The sequence below is a fragment of the Algorimicrobium algoritergicola genome (assembly GCF_008086165.1).
GTDB classification, from domain to species: Bacteria; Bacteroidota; Bacteroidia; order Flavobacteriales; family Flavobacteriaceae; genus Algorimicrobium; species Algorimicrobium algoritergicola.
Genome location: NZ_VSKL01000001.1, coordinates 733829 through 754367, shown reverse-complemented (window position 1 = coordinate 754367; position 20539 = coordinate 733829). Strand labels below are relative to the sequence as shown.

17 protein-coding genes are annotated in these 20539 nt (G+C 33.9%); 8 read left to right on the top strand and 9 right to left on the bottom strand.

Going from position 1 to position 20539, the window contains the following annotated elements; genetic code table 11:
• The first annotated feature begins 71 nt into the window (after positions 1-71).
• Positions 72-1706 carry an isocitrate lyase gene (locus ES675_RS03575; protein WP_066247209.1) on the top strand — a complete coding sequence of 545 codons (1635 nt, stop codon included), beginning with the start codon at positions 72-74 and terminating at the stop codon, positions 1704-1706.
• A gap of 93 nt (positions 1707-1799) precedes the next feature.
• On the opposite strand, the gene pyk is transcribed toward ES675_RS03575, so the two are convergent.
• The 5 genes from pyk to ES675_RS03550 all read right to left on the bottom strand — a co-directional run bounded on the left by pyk (position 1800) and on the right by ES675_RS03550 (position 6084).
• Positions 1800-3242, bottom strand: coding sequence for a pyruvate kinase (gene pyk / locus ES675_RS03570; RefSeq protein ID WP_148367257.1), 1443 nt, complete (start codon positions 3240-3242; stop codon positions 1800-1802).
• Positions 3242-3724 (bottom strand): IPExxxVDY family protein, encoded by a 483-nt coding sequence (locus ES675_RS03565; RefSeq protein ID WP_170244067.1) that lies wholly within the window; start codon positions 3722-3724, stop codon positions 3242-3244. Before ES675_RS03565 ends, pyk begins: the two co-directional genes overlap by 1 nt.
• A gap of 114 nt (positions 3725-3838) precedes the next feature.
• Positions 3839-4579 carry a ribonuclease III gene (gene rnc / locus ES675_RS03560; RefSeq protein WP_066247644.1) on the bottom strand — a complete coding sequence of 247 codons (741 nt, stop codon included), beginning with the start codon at positions 4577-4579 and terminating at the stop codon, positions 3839-3841.
• Between the two features lie 7 nt (positions 4580-4586).
• Complete coding sequence (gene fabF, locus ES675_RS03555; protein WP_066247200.1) at positions 4587-5837, bottom strand: beta-ketoacyl-ACP synthase II; 1251 nt, start codon at positions 5835-5837, stop codon at positions 4587-4589.
• A 13-nt stretch (positions 5838-5850) separates the two neighbouring features.
• Complete coding sequence (locus tag ES675_RS03550; RefSeq protein ID WP_008637711.1) at positions 5851-6084, bottom strand: acyl carrier protein; 234 nt, start codon at positions 6082-6084, stop codon at positions 5851-5853.
• Positions 6085-6268: 184 nt separating this feature from the next.
• Between ES675_RS03550 and purN the strand changes: the two genes are divergently transcribed.
• Together purN and ES675_RS03540 are read left to right on the top strand one after the other, a co-directional pair.
• On the top strand, positions 6269-6838 hold the full coding sequence (gene purN / locus ES675_RS03545) for a phosphoribosylglycinamide formyltransferase (RefSeq protein WP_066247195.1): 570 nt from the start codon (positions 6269-6271) through the stop codon (positions 6836-6838).
• A 91-nt stretch (positions 6839-6929) separates the two neighbouring features.
• Positions 6930-7571, top strand: a complete 642-nt coding sequence (locus ES675_RS03540; RefSeq protein WP_066247193.1) for a ribonuclease H1 domain-containing protein — start codon at positions 6930-6932, stop codon at positions 7569-7571.
• Positions 7572-7847: 276 nt separating this feature from the next.
• Here ES675_RS03540 and ES675_RS03530 read toward each other — a convergent pair whose 3' ends face one another.
• The 3 genes from ES675_RS03530 to ES675_RS03520 form a co-directional block, all read right to left on the bottom strand.
• Entirely contained in the window at positions 7848-8096 is a 249-nt protein-coding gene (locus ES675_RS03530) for a hypothetical protein (protein WP_066247185.1), read from the bottom strand.
• Between the two features lie 65 nt (positions 8097-8161).
• Positions 8162-8902 (bottom strand): LytR/AlgR family response regulator transcription factor, encoded by a 741-nt coding sequence (locus tag ES675_RS03525; RefSeq protein WP_066247182.1) that lies wholly within the window; start codon positions 8900-8902, stop codon positions 8162-8164.
• A gap of 2 nt (positions 8903-8904) precedes the next feature.
• Complete coding sequence (locus tag ES675_RS03520) at positions 8905-10317, bottom strand: sensor histidine kinase (protein WP_197503457.1); 1413 nt, start codon at positions 10315-10317, stop codon at positions 8905-8907.
• A gap of 135 nt (positions 10318-10452) precedes the next feature.
• On the opposite strand from ES675_RS03520, the gene ES675_RS03515 reads away from it, so the two are divergent.
• Together ES675_RS03515 and ES675_RS03510 are read left to right on the top strand one after the other, a co-directional pair.
• Complete coding sequence (locus ES675_RS03515) at positions 10453-11379, top strand: PfkB family carbohydrate kinase (RefSeq protein WP_066247176.1); 927 nt, start codon at positions 10453-10455, stop codon at positions 11377-11379.
• Between the two features lie 75 nt (positions 11380-11454).
• The gene (locus ES675_RS03510) at positions 11455-13353 is read left to right on the top strand and encodes an amidophosphoribosyltransferase (protein WP_148367255.1); all 1899 of its coding nucleotides are present in this window, start codon (positions 11455-11457) and stop codon (positions 13351-13353) included.
• 581 nt (positions 13354-13934) lie between these two features.
• On the opposite strand, the gene ES675_RS03505 is transcribed toward ES675_RS03510, so the two are convergent.
• A complete protein-coding gene (locus ES675_RS03505) occupies positions 13935-14543 on the bottom strand; it encodes a superoxide dismutase (protein ID WP_066247173.1) in 609 nt (202 codons plus the stop codon).
• Positions 14544-14671: 128 nt separating this feature from the next.
• Here ES675_RS03505 and ES675_RS03500 point away from each other — a divergent pair, with 128 nt between their 5' ends.
• From ES675_RS03500 to ES675_RS03490, 3 genes are all read left to right on the top strand, one after another.
• A complete protein-coding gene (locus ES675_RS03500) occupies positions 14672-17818 on the top strand; it encodes a UvrD-helicase domain-containing protein (protein WP_066247171.1) in 3147 nt (1048 codons plus the stop codon).
• Between the two features lie 22 nt (positions 17819-17840).
• Positions 17841-19034: a glycine C-acetyltransferase gene (kbl, locus tag ES675_RS03495; protein WP_066247168.1), complete on the top strand. Its 1194-nt coding sequence runs from the start codon at positions 17841-17843 to the stop codon at positions 19032-19034.
• Positions 19035-19157: 123 nt separating this feature from the next.
• Positions 19158-20522 carry an OmpA family protein gene (locus ES675_RS03490; protein WP_066247163.1) on the top strand — a complete coding sequence of 455 codons (1365 nt, stop codon included), beginning with the start codon at positions 19158-19160 and terminating at the stop codon, positions 20520-20522.
• Positions 20523-20539: the final 17 nt, after the last annotated feature.

Sequence of the window (20539 nt, the reverse complement as noted above, 5' to 3'; positions counted from 1 at the left end):
AACTACGGGAATAGTGTACGAGACTTAATTATCAAAATCTAGAAAAAATCTTAATAATCAAACACAAAATTATGAAAAATTTAGCACAAAGTAATTATAGTTCAGCTTTAGAAACTGTTAGAAACTTAAAGACAAAGTATGGCGCTACTTGGAATGCTATAAAGCCAGAAAGTGCCGCCAGAATGGTGACGCAAAATCGTTTTAAAACCGGAATAGACATTGCCAAATACACGGCAGCCATTATGAGAAAAGATATGGCGGACTACGATTTAGATTCGTCCAATTACACGCAATCATTAGGTTGCTGGCATGGATTTGTGGCTCAACAAAAAATGATTGCTGTTAAAAAACATCATAAAACAACCGCTAAAAAATACTTATATCTTTCTGGTTGGATGGTAGCTGCATTACGTTCAGAATTTGGCCCATTACCAGATCAGTCTATGCACGAAAAAACGGCTGTACCATCATTAATAAAAGAGATTTATGATTTTTTACGTCAAGCAGATGCCATTGCGTTGAATGATTTATTCAAACGATTAGAAAATGGCGAAGATGTACAAGATGAAATCGATAATTTTGAAACACATATTGTTCCTATTATTGCAGATATTGACGCCGGTTTTGGGAATGAAGAAGCTACTTATTTGCTGACTAAAAAAATGATTGAAGCTGGAGCTTGTGCTATTCAAATTGAAAATCAAGTATCTGATGCCAAGCAATGTGGTCATCAAGATGGAAAAGTGACGGTTCCGCATGAAGATTTTGTTGCCAAACTAAATGCTATCAGATATGCTTTTTTAGAGTTAGGAGTAGATGACGGAATTATTGTTGCTAGAACAGATTCTGAAGGTGCTGGATTAACACAAAAGCTTCCAGTAAGTCAAGAGCCAGGAGATTTAGCATCACAATATTTAGCATTTGTAGATGCTGAAGAAATTAACATCAACGACGCAAAAGAAGATGATGTCCTTCTTAAAAGAGATGGTAAATTAGTCCGCCCCATACGACTTGCAAATGGTTTATATAAATTCAAAGATGGATCAAATATAGATCGGGTCGTGTTAGATTGTATTACCAGTCTACAAAACGGAGCCGACCTTTTATGGATAGAAACACCAACGCCCAATGTGAAGCAAATTGCACATATGGTAAATAGAATTAAGGATGTTGTACCAAATGCTAAATTGGTTTACAATAACTCACCTTCTTTTAATTGGACCTTAAATTTCCGCAATCAAGTGTTTGAAGAAATGCTATTGGAAGGAGCGGATCTGACTGCTTATGATAAAAATAATTTAATGGATGCACAGTATGATAATTCAAAATTATGTCAACGTGCCGATGAAAAAATAAGAACATTCCAAGCAGATTCAGCAAGAGAGGCAGGCATTTTTCATCATTTAATTACCTTACCAACCTATCACACAACAGCACTTCATATGAATGATTTAACGGAAGGTTATTTTGCAGAAGAAGGCATGTTAGCTTATGTAAAAGGCGTTCAGAGACAAGAAATTCGTAAAACTGTTTCTTGTGTTAAACATCAAAGAATGGCAGGATCTGATCTTGGTGATGATCATAAAACCTTTTTTGCCGGTGATAAAGCTTTAAAAGCGGGAGGAGAAAATAATACATCTAATCAGTTTGAAGCTAAACTAACAAATAACACCAAAGAAGAAAAAGTAATTACTCTAGCCTCTTAAGATTATACGGAGTTTATAATATAAAAAATGCGTTAGTTTTTTAAAGCTAACGCATTTATATATTATGTTTTAACTAATATTACTTTTAGAATCTTAAAAATTACAACTCGAAATTTCCGTAACGCGAAGCGTATTTACCATTCCTTTTTCTTGGATTGGCATAGCAGCCAAACTCACCAGCATATCACCTTCTTCCAAATATCCTTTTTGACATGCAATGGTATTGACATCTTCAATGGTTTCGTCTGTACTTACAAACTTGTCATAGAAAAATGCTTTTACGCCCCAAAGCAAATTCAGTTGGGTTAAAATTCTGCGGTTAGACGTAAACACTAAAATATGTGCTTTTGGTCGCCATGCTGAAATTTGGAAAGCCGTATAACCACTATTTGTTAATGTTGAAATAGCTTTTGCATCAATTTCGTTTGCCATATTGGCTGCGTGATAACAGATAGATTTTGTTATAAAACGTTTGGTACGAATATGAGGTGGCATTTGTGGTACTTTTATCAAGTTGGAATCTTCCACACTTTTGATAATATTAGACATTTGCCTAATTACCTGAACAGGATATTGCCCCACAGATGTTTCACCCGAAAGCATCACGGCATCAGCACCATCCATAACCGAATTGGCCACATCATTAACTTCCGCTCGTGTTGGTGTTAAACTGGAAATCATAGTTTCCATCATTTGAGTAGCAATAATTACCGGAATTCGTGCTTGTTTAGCACGTAACACCAATTGTTTTTGAATAAGAGGCACTTCTTCCGCTGGAATTTCTACGCCTAAATCGCCACGAGCCACCATTAAACCATCGCAATAGGCAACAATTTTATCAATATTTTCTACCGCTTCTGGTTTTTCAATTTTAGCAATAATTGGAATTTTATGCTCACTATGCTTGCTGATTAATTCTTCCAATTGCATTAAATCTTCTGCATGACGTACAAACGATAAAGCCATCCAATCCACTTCCATTTTAATGGCGAAAATAGCATCTTCAATATCTTTTTCTGTTAAAGCAGGTTGTGAGATATTCGTATTTGGTAAATTAACGCCTTTTTTAGAACGTAAAGGTCCACCTTGAATAACGCGTGCTTTAACTTCCGATTTTTTATCGGTTGATACGACTTCAAAAATAAGTTTCCCGTCATCTAACAGAATGCGCTCGCCTGGTTTGGCGTCTTCCGGAAACTTATCATAGGTCATGTAAACCCGTTCTTTAGTTCCTTCAAAACGTTTTCCTGTTGCAAAAATAATTTCGTCTCCTTCATTTACAATCACCTCACCTTTCATGGTTCCAACACGCAATTTCGGGCCTTGTAAATCGCCTAAAATGGCTGCGTTGTATCCAAACTCTTCGTTTAATTCACGAATCATTCCAATACGCTCTTCTACATCTTTATAATCGGCATGTGAAAAGTTGATTCTAAACACATTTACACCTTCATCTAGCATGGCCTTTAAAACGGCTTTCGTACTTGTTGCTGGTCCTAATGTGGCTACTATTTTTGTTTTTTTTCTTTTTAACATTAATAAAATATTAAGTTGTTTTTAGATTTTAGTTCCGAAGGATTGACACTATAAGCGGCAACAACATTCGGAATTGATTGAATTTTTTTTGTAAACTCCTGAACTTGATCATCTGTAATAGCATCATCAGAAATTTTTAAAAAATAATTCACGGTTTTGTATTCGGGAATTAAATGATAGGTTTCTGTAGTTCGCTGATCTTGCGAACCAAATAGAGAATTATCATTTTCCGCTGTAATTACTTCAACTAGGCAGCTATTTGATACTAAATGCCATGTGGCAAATTTATGCGCATCTACCCATTCAAAAATTTCGTATTGTGTGTTGTTTCCGAAGTCTAAATCCTCTTTTTGTCTTGATAAAAGAAGTTGTAATTCTTTATTTAAAAAATAGGCTAAACGGTAACTTTCTAAAGGGCTATGAATACCAATTAGTGCATAATCTATGGTATCTAAAAAATCGTTTAAGTCTAGTTTTTGCATTAGCATAATCATCAAAACTATTTGTAAAGATAGTGTATAATAGCTATAATTGGATGCTGTTTATATTAAACTTAACAGGAATATGTTATGAAAACATTATCGTGACTTTATACGCTAGTTATCTTTAGACATCTGATTTTGAAAAACAAAAAAGGCACGTTTAGACGCTTTTTCTTCCGCCTTTTTCTTGGAGGTAGCTCGTGCTTTTGCTATTACTTTATTATCGATAGATAATTTTACAGCAAAATGGCGAATGTCATCATTGCCAGTATCTTCATAAACGTTATAATCGAAAACTTTTTTCTCCTTCTGGCACCATTCAATCAGTAAGCTTTTGTAGCTAATAACTTTACCTTCCAATTGAGAGATATCCACATACGGAATAATGACTTTTTTGAAGATAAACTTTTCGCAATACTTATACCCACGATCTAAAAATATGGCTCCAACTAATGCTTCAAATAAATTACCATAAATATTATCGCCAAAATGACCTTTAGGTATTTTACTTTCAACTAAATCAATTAAATGTAAATCTTTACCAAGCTCGTTAAGATGCTCACGACTCACAATTTTAGAACGCATTTTTGTTAAATAGCCTTCATCACCACTTGGCACTTCAGAATACAAATGTGATGCAATAACGGATCCTAACATGGCATCACCTAAAAATTCAAGACGCTCATAATTAATAGGCTGACCTTCCGCATCCTTGATATTCATGGAGCGATGGGTGAATGCTTTTCTGTAATATGCTATATTTTTGGGTTTGAACCCAAGAATATTATGGATAAATACAAAAAAATTCCCGTCAGTTTTTGAACGGGAATTTAATATGTTTCGAATGTTTTTCATTCGTTGTTTAATCAATTTTTTTAAATAATACGCATGCATTATGGCCACCAAAACCAAACGTATTACTCATGGCTACCTTAACATCGCGTTTTTGTGCTTTATTTAATGTTAAATTTAATTCAGGATCAATATTTTCATCAGCAACCTCATGGTTTATAGTTGGTGGTACTATTCCATGTTCCATTGCTAAAATAGACGCAATAGACTCAATAGCACCAGCAGCTCCTAACAGGTGACCTGTCATAGATTTTGTTGAATTGATATTAATATTTTTCGCATGCGCTCCAAACACTTCAGAAATTGCTTTCAGTTCGGCAACATCTCCTAGAGGTGTTGACGTTCCATGCGTGTTGATATGATCAACTTCTTCTGGTTTTAAGCCTGCGTTTTCTAAACAATTTCTCATTACTGCAATCACACCAATACCTTCAGGGTGAGGTGCTGTCATGTGGTAGGCATCTGAAGACATTCCGCCTCCTAATACTTCCGCATAAATTTTAGCACCACGCGCTTTGGCATGTTCGTAATCTTCTAGAACAATAGCTCCAGCACCTTCGCCTAATACAAAACCATCTCTGGTTGCATCAAAAGGTCTTGAGGCCGTTTCTGGGCTTTCATTTCTAGTTGATAAGGCATGCATGGCGTTAAAACCACCCATACCTGCCATAGTTACTGCAGCTTCACTTCCACCGGTTACTATAACATCACAATGTCCTAAACGAATATAGTTTAGAGCATCAATCATAGCGTTGGCTGAAGATGCACAAGCAGATACTGTTGTATAATTAGGACCCATAAATCCATGTTTAATGGAAATGTTTCCTGGTGCAATATCTGCAATCATTTTCGGAATGAAGAATGGGTTAAATCTTGGTGTACCATCACCAGCGGCAAAGTTTAAAACTTCGTCCTGGAAGGTTTCCAAACCACCTATTCCCGCTCCCCAAATAACACCGACTCTTAATTTGTTTACCGCGTTTAGGTCCAGTTTAGAATCTGCAATAGCTTCATCTGAAGCTACCATAGCATACTGCGTAAACCGGTCCATTTTTCGCGCTTCTTTTCTTTCAAGAAAATCGGTGGCATTAAAGTTTTTTAATTCGCAAGCGAATTTTGTTTTGAACTTTTCAGTGTCAAAATACGTTATAGGTGCAGCACCACTCTTCCCACTAATAAGTGCTTCCCAAAATTCATCTTTGGTATTCCCTATAGGTGTTAGTGCTCCTAAACCAGTAACTACAACTCGCTTTAATTCCATAAATTCTAATGAATTATTTTGCTGTTTCTATATAAGAGATAGCTTGACCAACCGTTGCAATGTTTTCTGCTTGATCGTCTGGGATTTGAATATCGAATTCTTTTTCGAATTCCATGATTAATTCTACAGTGTCTAATGAATCTGCTCCTAAATCGTTCGTGAAGCTAGCTTCAGTTACAACTTCGTTTTCATCAACACCTAATTTGTCTACGATAATCGCTTTTACTCTTGATGCAATGTCTGACATAATCTTTTAATTTTAAGTTTTAATTAGTTGGCAAAAATAAAAATTTTATTCTTATTCCACACCTTTACTGCAAAAATGTGGTTGTAATTTACTAAATTTCCTTTAAGTAAATCCTTTTTACCTTCTAATTGTTATAATTTATTCTTTTTTTTGCGGAACTAATCATGACATGACAAGCTGCTATATGAAACGTATTGTAATTTTTGCGTCCGGATCTGGATCTAATGCTGAAAATTTAATTAGGTTTTTTCTAAACAACGCGCATGTTGAAGTTACGCATGTTATGACTAACAATCCTCATGCCAAAGTATTGGATCGGGCTAAAAATCTAAACATTAGCGCATTTTCATTCAATAGGCAAGCGTTTTCAAAGTCGGATGATGTATTGAATATCCTAAAAACCTTCCAACCAGATTTAATTGTGTTAGCTGGTTTTCTTTGGAAATTTCCCGAACATATCTTGGCAGCATTTCCAAATAAAGTTATTAATATTCATCCTGCACTTTTGCCCAATTATGGTGGTAAAGGTATGTATGGCATGCATGTTCATCATGCTATTGTTACTAATAAAGAAGTAGAATCAGGTATTAGTATTCATTATGTAAACGAACATTATGATGAAGGTGCACTCATATTTCAAGCAACCTGTCCTGTTTTACCTACTGATACAGCCGAAAATGTGGCCGAAAAAATTCATGCTTTGGAAATGGAACATTTTCCGAAGGTGGTAAATAAATTATTAATTGAAAAATAGTTCGCTATGCTCAACTTGAACGAACGTCACTTGGAGTAAAATTGAAATATTGAGATTTTGTATCGAGAAGTAATTTAAAATAATTTTCACCTTGAGTAAAAAGAAAAAGAAATATTATACCGTTTGGAAAGGTCATAAAACTGGTGTTTTTGAAACTTGGAACGACTGCAAAGCGCAGGTTAAGGATTACCAAGGTGCGATTTATAAATCTTTTGACACCTTTGATGCAGCCAAAAAAGCCTTAAACAGTAATTACAAAGATTTTATTGGCAAGAAGAAAGACTTTAAAAGTGAATTGTCTGAAGCCCAACTCAAAAAAATAGGCCTTCCAAATTATAATTCTATATCTGTTGATGCCGCTTCATCTGGAAATCCAGGTATTATGGAATATAGAGGTGTAGATACCAAAAGTAAAAAACAATTATTTATTCAAGGTCCTTTTCCAGAAGGGACTAATAATATTGGCGAATTTTTAGCACTTGTTCACGGATTAGCATTTTTAAAGCAACATAATAGCGAACGGATTTTGTACACCGATTCTAAAATAGCCATGAGTTGGGTGCGCAAAAAAACCTGCAACACCAAACTACCACGTAGTACTAAAAACGAAAAACTCTTTGAATTGGTAGATCGTGGTGTAAAATGGCTAAAAGAAAATACGTACACAACCACTATTGTAAAATGGGAAACGAAAGCTTGGGGAGAAATTCCTGCAGATTTTGGGCGGAAGTAAATTAATAATAACGTTTATCATGCAACACCCGTTGAACATAAATTACATTATTTTCAATTAAAAAATGAATAGTGAATGGAAATCTCTGTATTTGGATAATTCTAATATTTAAATATCGAATTTGACAAGCATTCGGGTTTTTCTTTAAATCTGCCACACAGATCCAAAACTCATCGAAAAAACGTTCTGCTAAAGTTTTAGATATTTTTTTGTAATATGATAAACCTTCATTGAAATCATATAAACTGTTTTCTTGAAACTTAAGGATATAAGTCACTATTTCTTAATGGCTTTTCTGAATTCAGATTCACTCATATAATTAGATTTACCAGAATTATGGTCATCAATCATTTTTTCCATCATGACTTTATATTCCTCTGATGGCTCAAAAGCATTCGCATCCTCACGCAAAACAAACTCCATATAATTTTTTAAATTCCGACCTTGACTTTTGGCCTTTTCTTCAAGAATGGCAAGAGTTTCCTCATCTAAAACGACTTCTTTTCGCTTTTTTGTAGATTTCATATTCAAAAATTTTTACGATAAATGTACGTATAATTTACGTATAGCAACTTAATAGTAAAGTAACCCTACTCCAACCAAGCTTTAAAATGTTTTGCACGTTCTCGGCTTACTAGCATAACAAATTCAGTAAACGAACCCGCAATTACTTGTAATCTGCCATTTTTAATCTGCTTTATACTTTTTATGATCTTTTTGTTAATAATACATTTCCTGCTTATCTGAAAAAAGAGTTGCGGATTCAGAATATCTACTAGGGTTGACAAGGAATAATTTATAATATAATTAGCCCCTTGAGCATGAATATAGGTGCTATTCTCTAAACTGTAAAAACAAGAAATTTCTGAAATATCAATTATTTTTATGGCTGTTCCAATTTTTACTGGAAATGTGTTTTTATATTGCGAAATAGCTTCTGTTTGAATCAAATTCCTCAAAGCTTTAACGGCTTCTTTACTCGTGATAACTGTTTTGGCTTTTTGAACAGCTATTTCCAGTTTTTCCATATTTATAGGCTTTAATAAATAGGATAAACTGTTATAATCAAAGGCCTCTAAACTGTAATCACTAAAAGCAGTTGTGAAAACTATGGCAGATGAAACATCAACCTGATCAAAAATCTCAAAACATAAACCATCCGATAATTGAATATCAAGAAATAAAACGTCGGGATGCTTATTATTTTGCAGCCACGAAACCGTTTTCTTTACGGAAACAAAAGATGCCAGAATTTCACAGTCCAAATTGCTCACCATACGCTCTAAACGCCGGCTTGATAGCAACTCATCTTCTATAATAAGAACTTTCATCGTCATTCAGTTTTAATTAATGGTAATTTTATCGTGTATGAAACGCTTTCCGAAGTTACTACTATTAACTGATTCGTAAAATACGAATAGCGTTTTCGCATATTCTCAATTCCTGTTTTTGGTAACGAATTTTGAGTTTTTTTAAGATTGATTTTGTTCGAAATTATTAAGTAATCATCTTCTATAGAAAGCGAAACTTTCATAGGTATAGCAACAGATATTTCATTATGTTTTATAATATTCTCAAATACTTGCTGTAATGATAATGGCAAAACATAATAATTAATATCACGTGGATTTTCTAAATTGAATGAAATATGTAATGCATTTTCAAATCGAATTTTAAGCAAATTGAGATAGTGTTTTGCAAAAGTTAATTCGTCCTCCAATGTCACTAAATCTTGATGTTCTTGATTTAAAAAATACCGATAAACATCTGATAAATTTTGAGAAAATTGACCTGCTTTTTCCTGATTCTCTTCAATTAAAGCCGTTAAAACACTTAAATTATTAAATAGAAAATGAGGACTTAATTGCGATTTTAATTGTTGATATTTCAAATTAGCCGAAAGACCTTGTTGCGCTAAAAATTCCTTTTCGCTTTTATTACGATTGTATAAATAATAGACATGAATACCCAAAGTGATAAATAAATAATAAGGGCTAATTACCGTTATTGATTGAACTATTTTAATGAGTTTTACGTGCATGACATCTGGCGCAGATACAACAAAAGAAATAAGTGGTAATATTAGAATATTGAACACATAAAGACAAAAAATTAAAAAATTACTTTTCAGCCTATTCAAATTTTTAGTCTTGATAACATCAAAAAAAGTATAGGTACTAAAAGTCACTAATACGCCTTGAAATATAATAGGGCCGAAAGTCTTTGCAGACACAAAATTACTTCCCATAACACTCAAAATTAAACTATAAATCACACTACTAACTAAACTCAACAAAAGGACTATTCCAAGAGATAAATTAATTGCGGTATGTACTGATTTATTAGGTTTACTCGTTAATATAAAATAAATAAATGAACTAAAAAGTGTAATAAAAAAAGCAATAATAGCATTAAACAACGATGCTATATTGAAAAAGGAAACAGCGAAATCCTTATTACTCATCGTAATAAAAACAATGACATAAAGCATTAAAAATGCTATTAAAGCAGGTTTCAAAAGCATATTCATGACATTACGCCAACTAGAAAAAACGGTGTCTTCATAAAAATACACTGCTAAAAAACAAGGAAACAGAAAGTGAGAAATAGTAATTGGTCCTATATATCTAAAATCGGTTAAAGTGGTCTCCCAATCTGATAGGTATATAGCAAATAGAAAACCTATTACATGGAATATCACACACACAGTAAGGGCAAATTTTAAAGCCAACTTTATTCTATCCATAACTTTTATATTTTCAACTGAAACAAAAATGGTCATTTCAATTCATTTCAAGAAAAATAAAACAGTGAGTTGTTATTTTATATTAGTGAACTGCCAAAAAACCCTATATTTGCATCAAAATTTGAAACCTTTTTTATGAGTAAATTAGTAATTGTAGGAACTGTAGCTTTTGATGCTATTGAAACACCTTTCGGAAAAACTGATAAAATTTTAGGAGGCGCAGCTACATATATTGGACTTGCCGCTTCGCAATTTAATGTGGATGCCGCAGCTGTTTCAGTTGTTGGCGGCGATTTCCCACAGGAATATTTAAATTTATTATCAGATAGAAACGTGGATATTTCGGGTGTTGAAATCGTAAAAGAAGGTAAAACATTCTTCTGGAGTGGTAAATATCATAATGATATGAATACGCGTGACACCTTGGTAACAGAGCTGAATGTGTTAGCAGATTTTCAACCAGTAGTTCCAACCGCTTATCGCGATGCTAAAATTGTAATGCTTGGAAACCTACATCCTTTAGTACAGTTAAGCGTTCTAGAACAAATGGAAACTAAACCAGAATTGGTAATTTTAGATACCATGAATTTCTGGATGGATTGTGCGTTAAACGATTTGCTAAACGTAATTAAAAAAGTAGATGTGATTACCATTAATGATGAAGAAGCACGACAGCTTACTGGCGAATATTCGTTAGTTGTTGCTGCCAGAAAAATTCATGAAATGGGACCAAAATATGTGGTCATTAAAAAAGGGGAACATGGCGCTTTATTGTTTCATAGCGAAAAGGTGTTTTTTGCACCTGCTCTACCATTAGAAGAAGTTTTTGATCCAACAGGAGCTGGTGACACGTTTGCTGGTGGTTTTGCTGGTTATTTAGCCAAATCTGAAGATGTATCGTTTGAAAACATGAAGAATGCCGTTATCTATGGATCTACATTAGCCTCATTTTGTGTCGAGAAATTTGGCACAGAACGCATGGTTAATTTAAAAAGTAGCGAAGTTCACCAACGCTTGCAACAATTTAAGAGTATAACACAATTCGATATCGAATTAACATAATACAAACGCGCTCTTAAATGGAGCGCGTTTTTAATTTACATAATAGTACACACAACAACACAACACAACACAGCAATGAGTGACGCTTTAAAACATGAATGTGGTATTGCCCAAATTCGCTTACTAAAACCACTGGAATTCTATAAAGAAAAATACGGTAGCGCCTTTTATGGTGTTAACAAAATGTATTTGTTAATGGAAAAACAGCACAACCGTGGACAAGATGGTGCTGGTTTTGCAAGTATTAAATTAGATACACAACCTGGCGAGCGCTACATTAGTCGTGTACGCTCCATTGCGCAACAACCTATTCAGGATATTTTTGCGCAAATAAATGAACGTATTAATAAGGAACTTACCGAAAATCCAGCATATGTTGATAATGTGGAACTTCAAAAAAAGCATATTCCTTATATAGGCGAAGTACTTTTAGGACATGTACGTTACGGAACATTTGGTAAGAATAGTGTTGAGAGTGTCCATCCATTTTTACGACAGAACAACTGGATGCATAGAAACCTAATTGTAGCTGGAAACTTTAACATGACCAATGTTAATGAGCTTTTTGATGGTTTGGTGGAAATTGGCCAACACCCTAAAGAGATGGCAGATACCGTTACTATCATGGAAAAAATAGGTCATTTCTTGGATGATGCTGTTTCCAAAATATATAAAAAATTAAAAAAAGAAGGTTATAATAAACATGAATGCTCGCCATTAATTGCAGAGCGCTTAAATGTCGCTAAAATCCTGAAAAAATCGGCTAAAGATTGGGATGGTGGATATGCTATGGCTGGATTATTAGGGCACGGAGATTCCTTCGTTCTGCGTGATCCAGCGGGAATAAGACCTGTTTATTACTATAAGGATGATGAAGTGGTTGTAGTGGCTTCTGAACGCCCTGTTATTCAGACCGTTTTTAATGTGGATTTTGATGATGTCAAGGAGCTAGAGCCTGGACATGCTATTATTACCAAAAAATCTGGTGAAGTTGCAATTAAAAAAATACTGGAACCTTTAGAGCGTAAAGCTTGTTCTTTTGAACGTATTTATTTTTCTCGTGGTAGTGATGCTGAAATTTATCAAGAACGAAAAAACTTGGGTAAATTTTTAATGCCTAAAGTTTTAGAAGCCATTGATAACGACACCAAGAATACCGTGTTTTCTTATATTCCTAATACTGCTGAAACATCTTTCTTCGGAATGATAGAAACGGTTGAGGAACATTTAAACAAGAAAAAAACGCAAGCTATTTTAGATGGTAATGGAAAATTAAGTGCGGAAGCTGTCACCAATATTTTATCTGAACGACCACGTATTGAAAAAATAGCCATCAAGGATGTTAAATTAAGAACCTTTATTACGGAAGATAGTAGTCGTGATGACTTAGTTGCTCACGTTTATGATGTAACTTATGGTGTTATTAAACCAACCGATAATTTGGTGATTATTGATGACAGTATTGTTCGTGGTACCACATTAAAGAAAAGTATTATTAAAATGATGGATCGCTTACATCCTAAAAAGATTGTAGTTGTATCATCAGCACCACAAATTAGATATCCAGATTGTTATGGTATTGATATGGCACGTTTGGAAGATTTAATTGCTTTTAGAGCCATGTTAGAATTATTGAAAGAAAATAACAAATACCATTTAATACAAGAGGTTTACGACAAATGTAAAGCCCAAGTTGAATTGGAAGATAAAGATGTCCGGAATTTTGTAAAGGATTTGTATTCACAATTTTCAGCTGATGCCATTTCGGATAAAATAGCCCAATTAATATCTAATGAAAACATCAACGCGGAAGTCGTTGCCATATTCCAACCCATAGAAAATTTACACAAAGCTTGTCCTAAAAATTTAGGCGACTGGTATTTTACTGGTAATTACCCAACAGCAGGTGGTAATCGCGTTGTAAATCGTGCCTTTATTAATTTCTTTGAAGGAAACAAAGATCGTGCGTATTAACATATTGAATATGTGCTAATTAACTGTAGATTGATGCTTTTTATCGAATTTATTAGCATTTCAACGGATTAATAGTTTATAAGCTTAAAAATAATATACTTTAGAATCACCATAACATAAGTAGGTTAAGTTCATGGTAGATTTGGGGCAAAAAAAGGTGAACTTCTGTTCGCCTTTTTTTATTTTTTAAAGGCACCTAAAATTAAAAACATTCCATTACACGTAATTTCCACTGTTAACGAGCGAGCAAGTTGCTCAACTCCCCAATTATATCATATTATTTGAGTTTGTCATTCATTTTCAAGCGCTTACAAATTTTAGATTTTATATAAAAAAAACGTATTTCAAAGCACAAACATTCGTTTGTCCTAGTTTATAAGTCGTTTGTCTAATATTTTTTTTAGTGGAAAATAAGTGCCGTTTATTTGCTTCACCATAACATAAGTAGGTTAAGTTTATGGTAGATTTGGGGCAAAAAAGGTGAACATCTGTTCGCCTTTTTTCATTTTCATTCCTTTCATGTTCAAAAAAAAAGCAAACCCTTTCGGATTTGCTTTCAATATAATTATACGTTTTATGCCTTATTTTGCTTCAGCATAACGTCTTTCAACTTCATTCCAATTGATTACATTAAAAAATGCATCAATATAATCAGGACGTCTGTTTTGGTAGTTTAAGTAGTATGCATGTTCCCAAACATCCAATCCTAAAATTGGTGTTCCACCACAACCAACACCTGGCATTAATGAATTATCTTGATTTGGTGTGGAGCAAATTTCAACTTTACCACCTTTATGAACACATAACCAAGCCCATCCAGAACCAAACTGCGTTGCAGCTGCATTACTAAATTTTGTTTTAAATTCTTCCATGTTTCCGTAAGCTGCATCAATAGCATCTTTTAAGTCACCAGACAAACGGCCTTTCCCTTCTGGATTCATTACGTCCCAAAATAAGGAGTGGTTATAAAATCCGCCACCATTATTTCTAACCGCTTTGTTATCCATATCTAAATTAATAAGGATATTTTCAATTGTTTTACCTTCTAAATCAGTGCCTTCAACAGCAGCATTTAATTTTGATGTATATCCAGCGTGATGTTTAGAATGATGTATTTCCATCGTGCGTGCATCTATGTGCGGCTCTAACGCATCATAAGCATATTTTAATTTCGGTAATTCGAAAGCCATAATATTTATGTTTTAAGTGTTAATAATTTAATTAACTCAAATTTACGGAATATCGCTATCAATTAAAAATAATAAATACCTATCAACTCATCGATAGTTTTTATATTGTATAAAATTTCATATCCCTTATGTCGGCCAACCATCCGTACCTTATTTATAATGCTTCAGCAGGAAGTGGTAAAACGTATACACTAGTAAAAGCTTATTTAACTATTTTACTACAAGCTTCTAGTACCCTAGCTTTTAAGAATATTCTAGCTATTACCTTTACCAATAAGGCAGCTGGTGAAATGAAAACACGCATAATAGATGCTTTAAAAGATTTTTCTTCAGAAGATATAGTCACACAATCAAATCCGATGTTTGATGAACTTTGTCGCGATTTAAATTTGTCTGCAGAAGATTTAACCGCTAAAAGCAATCGGATTCTAGATGCTATTATGCATAATTATGCGGCTTTTGATATATCTACGATTGATGGTTTTACACACAAGATTATTAGAACCTTTGCGCACGATTTAAAACTACCCTTAAATTTTGAAGTCGCTTTAGATGTGGAAACCTTATTAAATGAAGCTGTAGACCGATTAATTTCCAAAGCCGGAACCGATAAACGCTTAACCAAAACGTTGGTCGATTTTGCCATTGAAAAAGCCGATGATGATAAAAGTTGGGACGTGGCGAGAGATTTTTATGCAATTTCAAAATTGTTAGTCAATGAAAACGATAGACCGTTTATTGAAAACCTCCAAGACAAAACGCTAGACGATTTTAAAGCATTAAAAACGACATTACGTCAGGAAATTAAAAAAACGGAACAATTAAGTATTGATAGTGCAACTCATGCGCTGGGTTTCATAGCCGATAACGGATTGGTATTTGAAAATTTCTCGCGCGGGTCTATTCCTAATTATTTCAAAAAGGTATCGGATGGCGATTTTAATCAAAATGTAGATAGCGTAAAATGGCCTACCGAATTAGTAGAAGGCAGCACGATTTACCCAAAATCTAAAACCGATGCAGATACTGCGGCAACTATTGAGAGCATCCAACCGCAATTAGCCGAGTTTTTTATAACCACCAAAACGGCCGTATTAAATTTTAAACTTTTAAAAGCTATTTATAGAAACTTAACACCACTATCCGTTTTAAGTGCTATAAATACCGAACTTCAACTTATTAAAGAGGAACAAAATGTGATGCTTATTTCCGAGTTCAATGGCTTAATTAGTCAGGAAATAAAAAACCAACCAACACCTTTTATTTATGAACGAATTGGCGAAAAGTTCAAGCATTATTTTATTGATGAGTTTCAGGACACATCTGAATTACAATGGCAAAATTTAACACCATTGTTGGATAATGCCATAGCATCACAACCAGGAAGCATAATGTTGGTAGGCGATGCTAAACAAGCTATTTACAGATGGCGTGGTGGAAAAGCCGAACAGTTTATCAACTTATATAATAAAACAGAAAATGCCTTTCATTTAGAACCGGAAATAATTCCTTTAGAATCTAATTTTAGAAGCTTTCAAGAAATCATTAATTTCAATAATGGTTTTTTCGACTATTTATCAGACACTATTTTTAGTCATCCAGATCATAGTGGCTTATATCAAACGGCTAAACAGCTTACAAGAAAAGAAGAGTCTGGTTATGTGCAATTAGAGTTTTTGGATTTAAATGATGTAGATGATAAAGCTTTAGCTTATTCCGAAGAAGTATATAACACCATTAAATCCTGTTTGGAAAACGGTTATCAAGAAGCCGATATTTGCGTCTTGGTCCGAAAGAAAAAAGAAGGCATTGCCATAGCTAATTATTTAAGTGAACAAGGGTTGAACATCATGTCGTCTGAAACCTTATTATTGAATAGCTCGCAAAATGTGCAGTTTGTCAACAATATATTACGCTTGCTTTTACAACCTGAAAATCAAGAAACCAAAGCTGAAATTCTACTCCATATTACGCATTTATGCCAAATTGAAGATAAGCATAGCTTTTTAAAAGCCCATATTCAATTTGATGTTTCGGCCTTATTCAAACAATTGGAGTCGCTAGGCTTTTTTATTGATTATAATGAATTGATTCAGCTGTCATTTTATGATTTGGTAGAAACCATCATTCGCCAATTTAAATTGGTAAGTCATTCGGATGCATTTATTCAATATTATATGGATGTGGTTTTAGAATTTTCCGAAAAACAACTAGCTGATATTGGCAGCTTTTTGCATTATTTCGATTCTAAAAATGAGAAATTAAGTATTGTAACGCCTGAAGGTTATCAGGCTATTCAAATCATGACGGTTCACAAATCTAAAGGCCTCGAATTTCCAGTGGTTATATTCCCATTTGCAGATTTGGATATATATCGAGAAATTACACCTCAAGAGTGGTTTCCTATTAATCCAGAAACCTTTAATGGTTTTAGTCACACCTTATTAAATTACAGTAAAGCTTTTGAAAATTATGGTGATGCTGGTAAGGAGATTTTTGATAGGCATCAATCGGAACTAGAACTCGATAATATTAATATATTATATGTAGCACTTACCAGACCTGTTGAACAATTATACGTTATTTCAAAATTGGATATCAATGCAAAAGGAGATGTCAACCAAAAAAGTTATGCTGACTTTTTAATTAGCTATTTGCAACAAATAGGTAAATGGGAAAACAATCAAATGCTGTATCAATTTGGGAATCAAATAAAGGAATCTAAAACGAAGGCTAAAGAGCTGTCAACAATTATTCGGAATAGTTTTATTTCAACACCAAAAGAAGCACACAACATTAAGATTATAACGCGTTCGGCAAGTTTATGGGATACCATTCAAGAAAAAGCCATTGAAAAAGGAAACTTGATCCATGATATTATGGCTGAAATCAAAACGGAAGCTGATGTAGATTATGTCTTGCAATCTTTTTTAGAAAATGGCACCATTAATCAAACTCAAGAACCTATTTTAAAGGAAACGGTATTGCAAATTATTAATCATCCAAAACTGTCACCTTATTATACGGACGAAAACATAACAGTTTATAATGAGCGTGATATTATTTCAAATGATGGCAGCATATTAAGACCAGACAGATTGGTTATACGAAATAATAAAGACGCTGTAATTATAGATTATAAAGCAGGAAAGGAAATGCCAACACATATTCAGCAATTAGAAAGCTATGAATCTATTTTAAAGGTTATGAACTTTGAGGTCACCAAAAAAATACTTATCTATATAAATGATGGCATTGCTATAAAAGAATTTTAACTTTGTAAAAATATTAAAGATTATGTACGGAAAAATTCAACAACACTTAGAAAACGAGTTAGAAGAAATAAAAGACAACGGACTTTATAAAACCGAACGTGTTATCACCTCTGCACAAGGTGCACAAATTACATTAAACACAGGCGAGACCGTTTTAAACTTTTGTGCGAATAATTATTTAGGGCTATCCTCACATCCAGATGTTATTCAAGCAGCAAAAGATGTTATGGATACACACGGATTTGGTTTATCTTCAGTACGTTTTATTTGTGGAACACAGGATATCCATAAAGAACTAGAACAAAAAATAGCCGATTTTTACGGAACGGAAGACACCATATTATATGCAGCAGCTTTTGACGCCAATGGAGGTGTTTTTGAACCTTTATTAGGAAAAGATGATGCTATTATTTCTGACGCTTTAAATCACGCGTCAATAATTGATGGTGTTCGCTTATGTAAGGCAGCCAGATATCGTTACCAAAATAACGATATGGAAGATTTGGAAAAACAATTGATTGCGGCTAATAAAAATGGTGCTCGTCATAAAATTATAGTTACAGATGGTGTTTTCTCTATGGATGGTTTGGTAGCACCTTTAGATAAAATTTGCGATTTAGCTGATAAATATGATGCCATGGTGATGATTGATGAATGTCATGCTACCGGTTTTATAGGAAAAACAGGACGTGGAACCCTTGAAGAAAAAGGTGTTATGGATCGTGTTGATATCATTACTGGAACTTTAGGAAAAGCCATGGGTGGTGCAATGGGTGGTTATACGACAGCTAAAAAAGAAATTATTGAAATATTACGTCAACGTTCACGACCTTATCTATTTTCAAATTCTTTAGCACCAGCAATTGTTGGCGCTTCTATTAAGGTGTTTGATATGTTATCTAATGACACAACCTTACGAGATAAGTTAGCTTGGAACACAGATTACTTTAAAGCAGGCATTAAAAAAGCAGGTTTTGATATCGTAGATGGTGACTCGGCTATTGTACCTATTATGTTATATGACGCAAAATTATCGCAAACTATGGCAAATATGTTATTAAAAGAAGGAATTTATGTTATTGGGTTCTTTTTTCCGGTTGTACCAAAGGATAAAGCACGTATTCGTGTACAACTATCGGCTGCACATGAAAAAGAACATTTGGATCAGGCCATTTCTGCTTTTATAAAAGTCGGCAAACAATTAGAAATTATTTAAAATAATGACAAACAAGCAGATTTTAGGGGAATTATACAATATTTTTCTATATTTGTCTTTGTTAATAATATTTAACAACTTACTTTTGTTTACAATTAACACTTAAAAATTAAATTTTTGAATATGAAAAATCTTAGCAGATTATTGTTCGCTATGTTACTTATGTTAGGTATGAGTAACACTTACGCACAAGATGAAAACAACCCTTGGGCAATAAGCCTTGGAGTAAACGCAGTCGATTTCTATCCTACAGGTGAAGATGCACCTCTTGGTGATTATTTTGATGAGTATTTTAATGCTACAGACCACTGGAACATTTTACCTTCATTATCTTCATTAACGGTAGGTCGTTACTTAAGTAATGGATTCACATTAGGCGCAACAGCTTCTTTAAACAAAATTGATAAATTTGGAGATGACAGAGCTAGATATGATGAAGTAACTTATTTCGGACTTGACGGTATTGTTAAATACAGTTTTGGTCAATTATTAGACTCATCATGGTTAGACCCTTACTTAGGAGTAGGTGGTGGTTACACATGGGTTGACGAAATTGGTGCTGGAACATTAAACGGAACTTTAGGAATTAATTTCTGGGTTAACGAAAATGTTGGTATTACAGTTCAATCTGCTTACAAGCATGCTTTCGAAGATTATTTAGATTCTCACATGCAACATACTGCTGGTGTTACTTTCAAATTTGGAGGTAAAGATACTGACGGTGATGGAATATATGATAAAGATGACGCTTGTCCAGAAGTATTTGGTTTAGCAGCTTTCAACGGTTGTCCTGATACAGATGGTGACGGTATTGAAGATAGTAAAGATTCTTGTCCAAATGAAGCTGGTCCAGCTGAATTTAATGGATGTCCTGACACTGATGGTGACGGTATCGCTGATAAAGACGATGATTGTCCAACAGTTGCTGGTTTAAAATCTTTAAACGGTTGTCCTGATGCTGATGGTGACGGTGTTGCTGATCATTTAGACGAATGTCCAAATGTAGCAGGTCCTGCAGCTAATAAAGGTTGTCCTTGGCCAGATAGAGATGGTGACGGTGTTGCTGATAAAGATGATTTATGTCCAGACAAAGTAGGTACTGTTGCAAACAATGGTTGTCCAGAAGTAACTGAAGCTGTACAAAAAGCTTTAAATGCTTACGCTAAAACAATCTTATTTGATACAGGTAAATCTACTATCAAAACACAATCTGAAAAAGTACTTGCAGATATTATTGCTATCTTAAATGAGTATCCTAATGCTAAATTTACAGTAGAAGGTCATACGGATAGTGTTGGTAGCGAGAAATTAAACATGAACTTATCTGAAGCTAGAGCGTTATCTGTAAAAGATTACTTAACTAATAATGGTATTGATCAGTTTAGATTATCTTCTAAAGGTTTTGGAGAGGCTAAACCAATTGACTCTAATAAAACTAGAGCAGGTAGAGCTAACAACAGACGTGTAGAAATCAATTTAGTGAAATAATTTATTTCTCATAAATA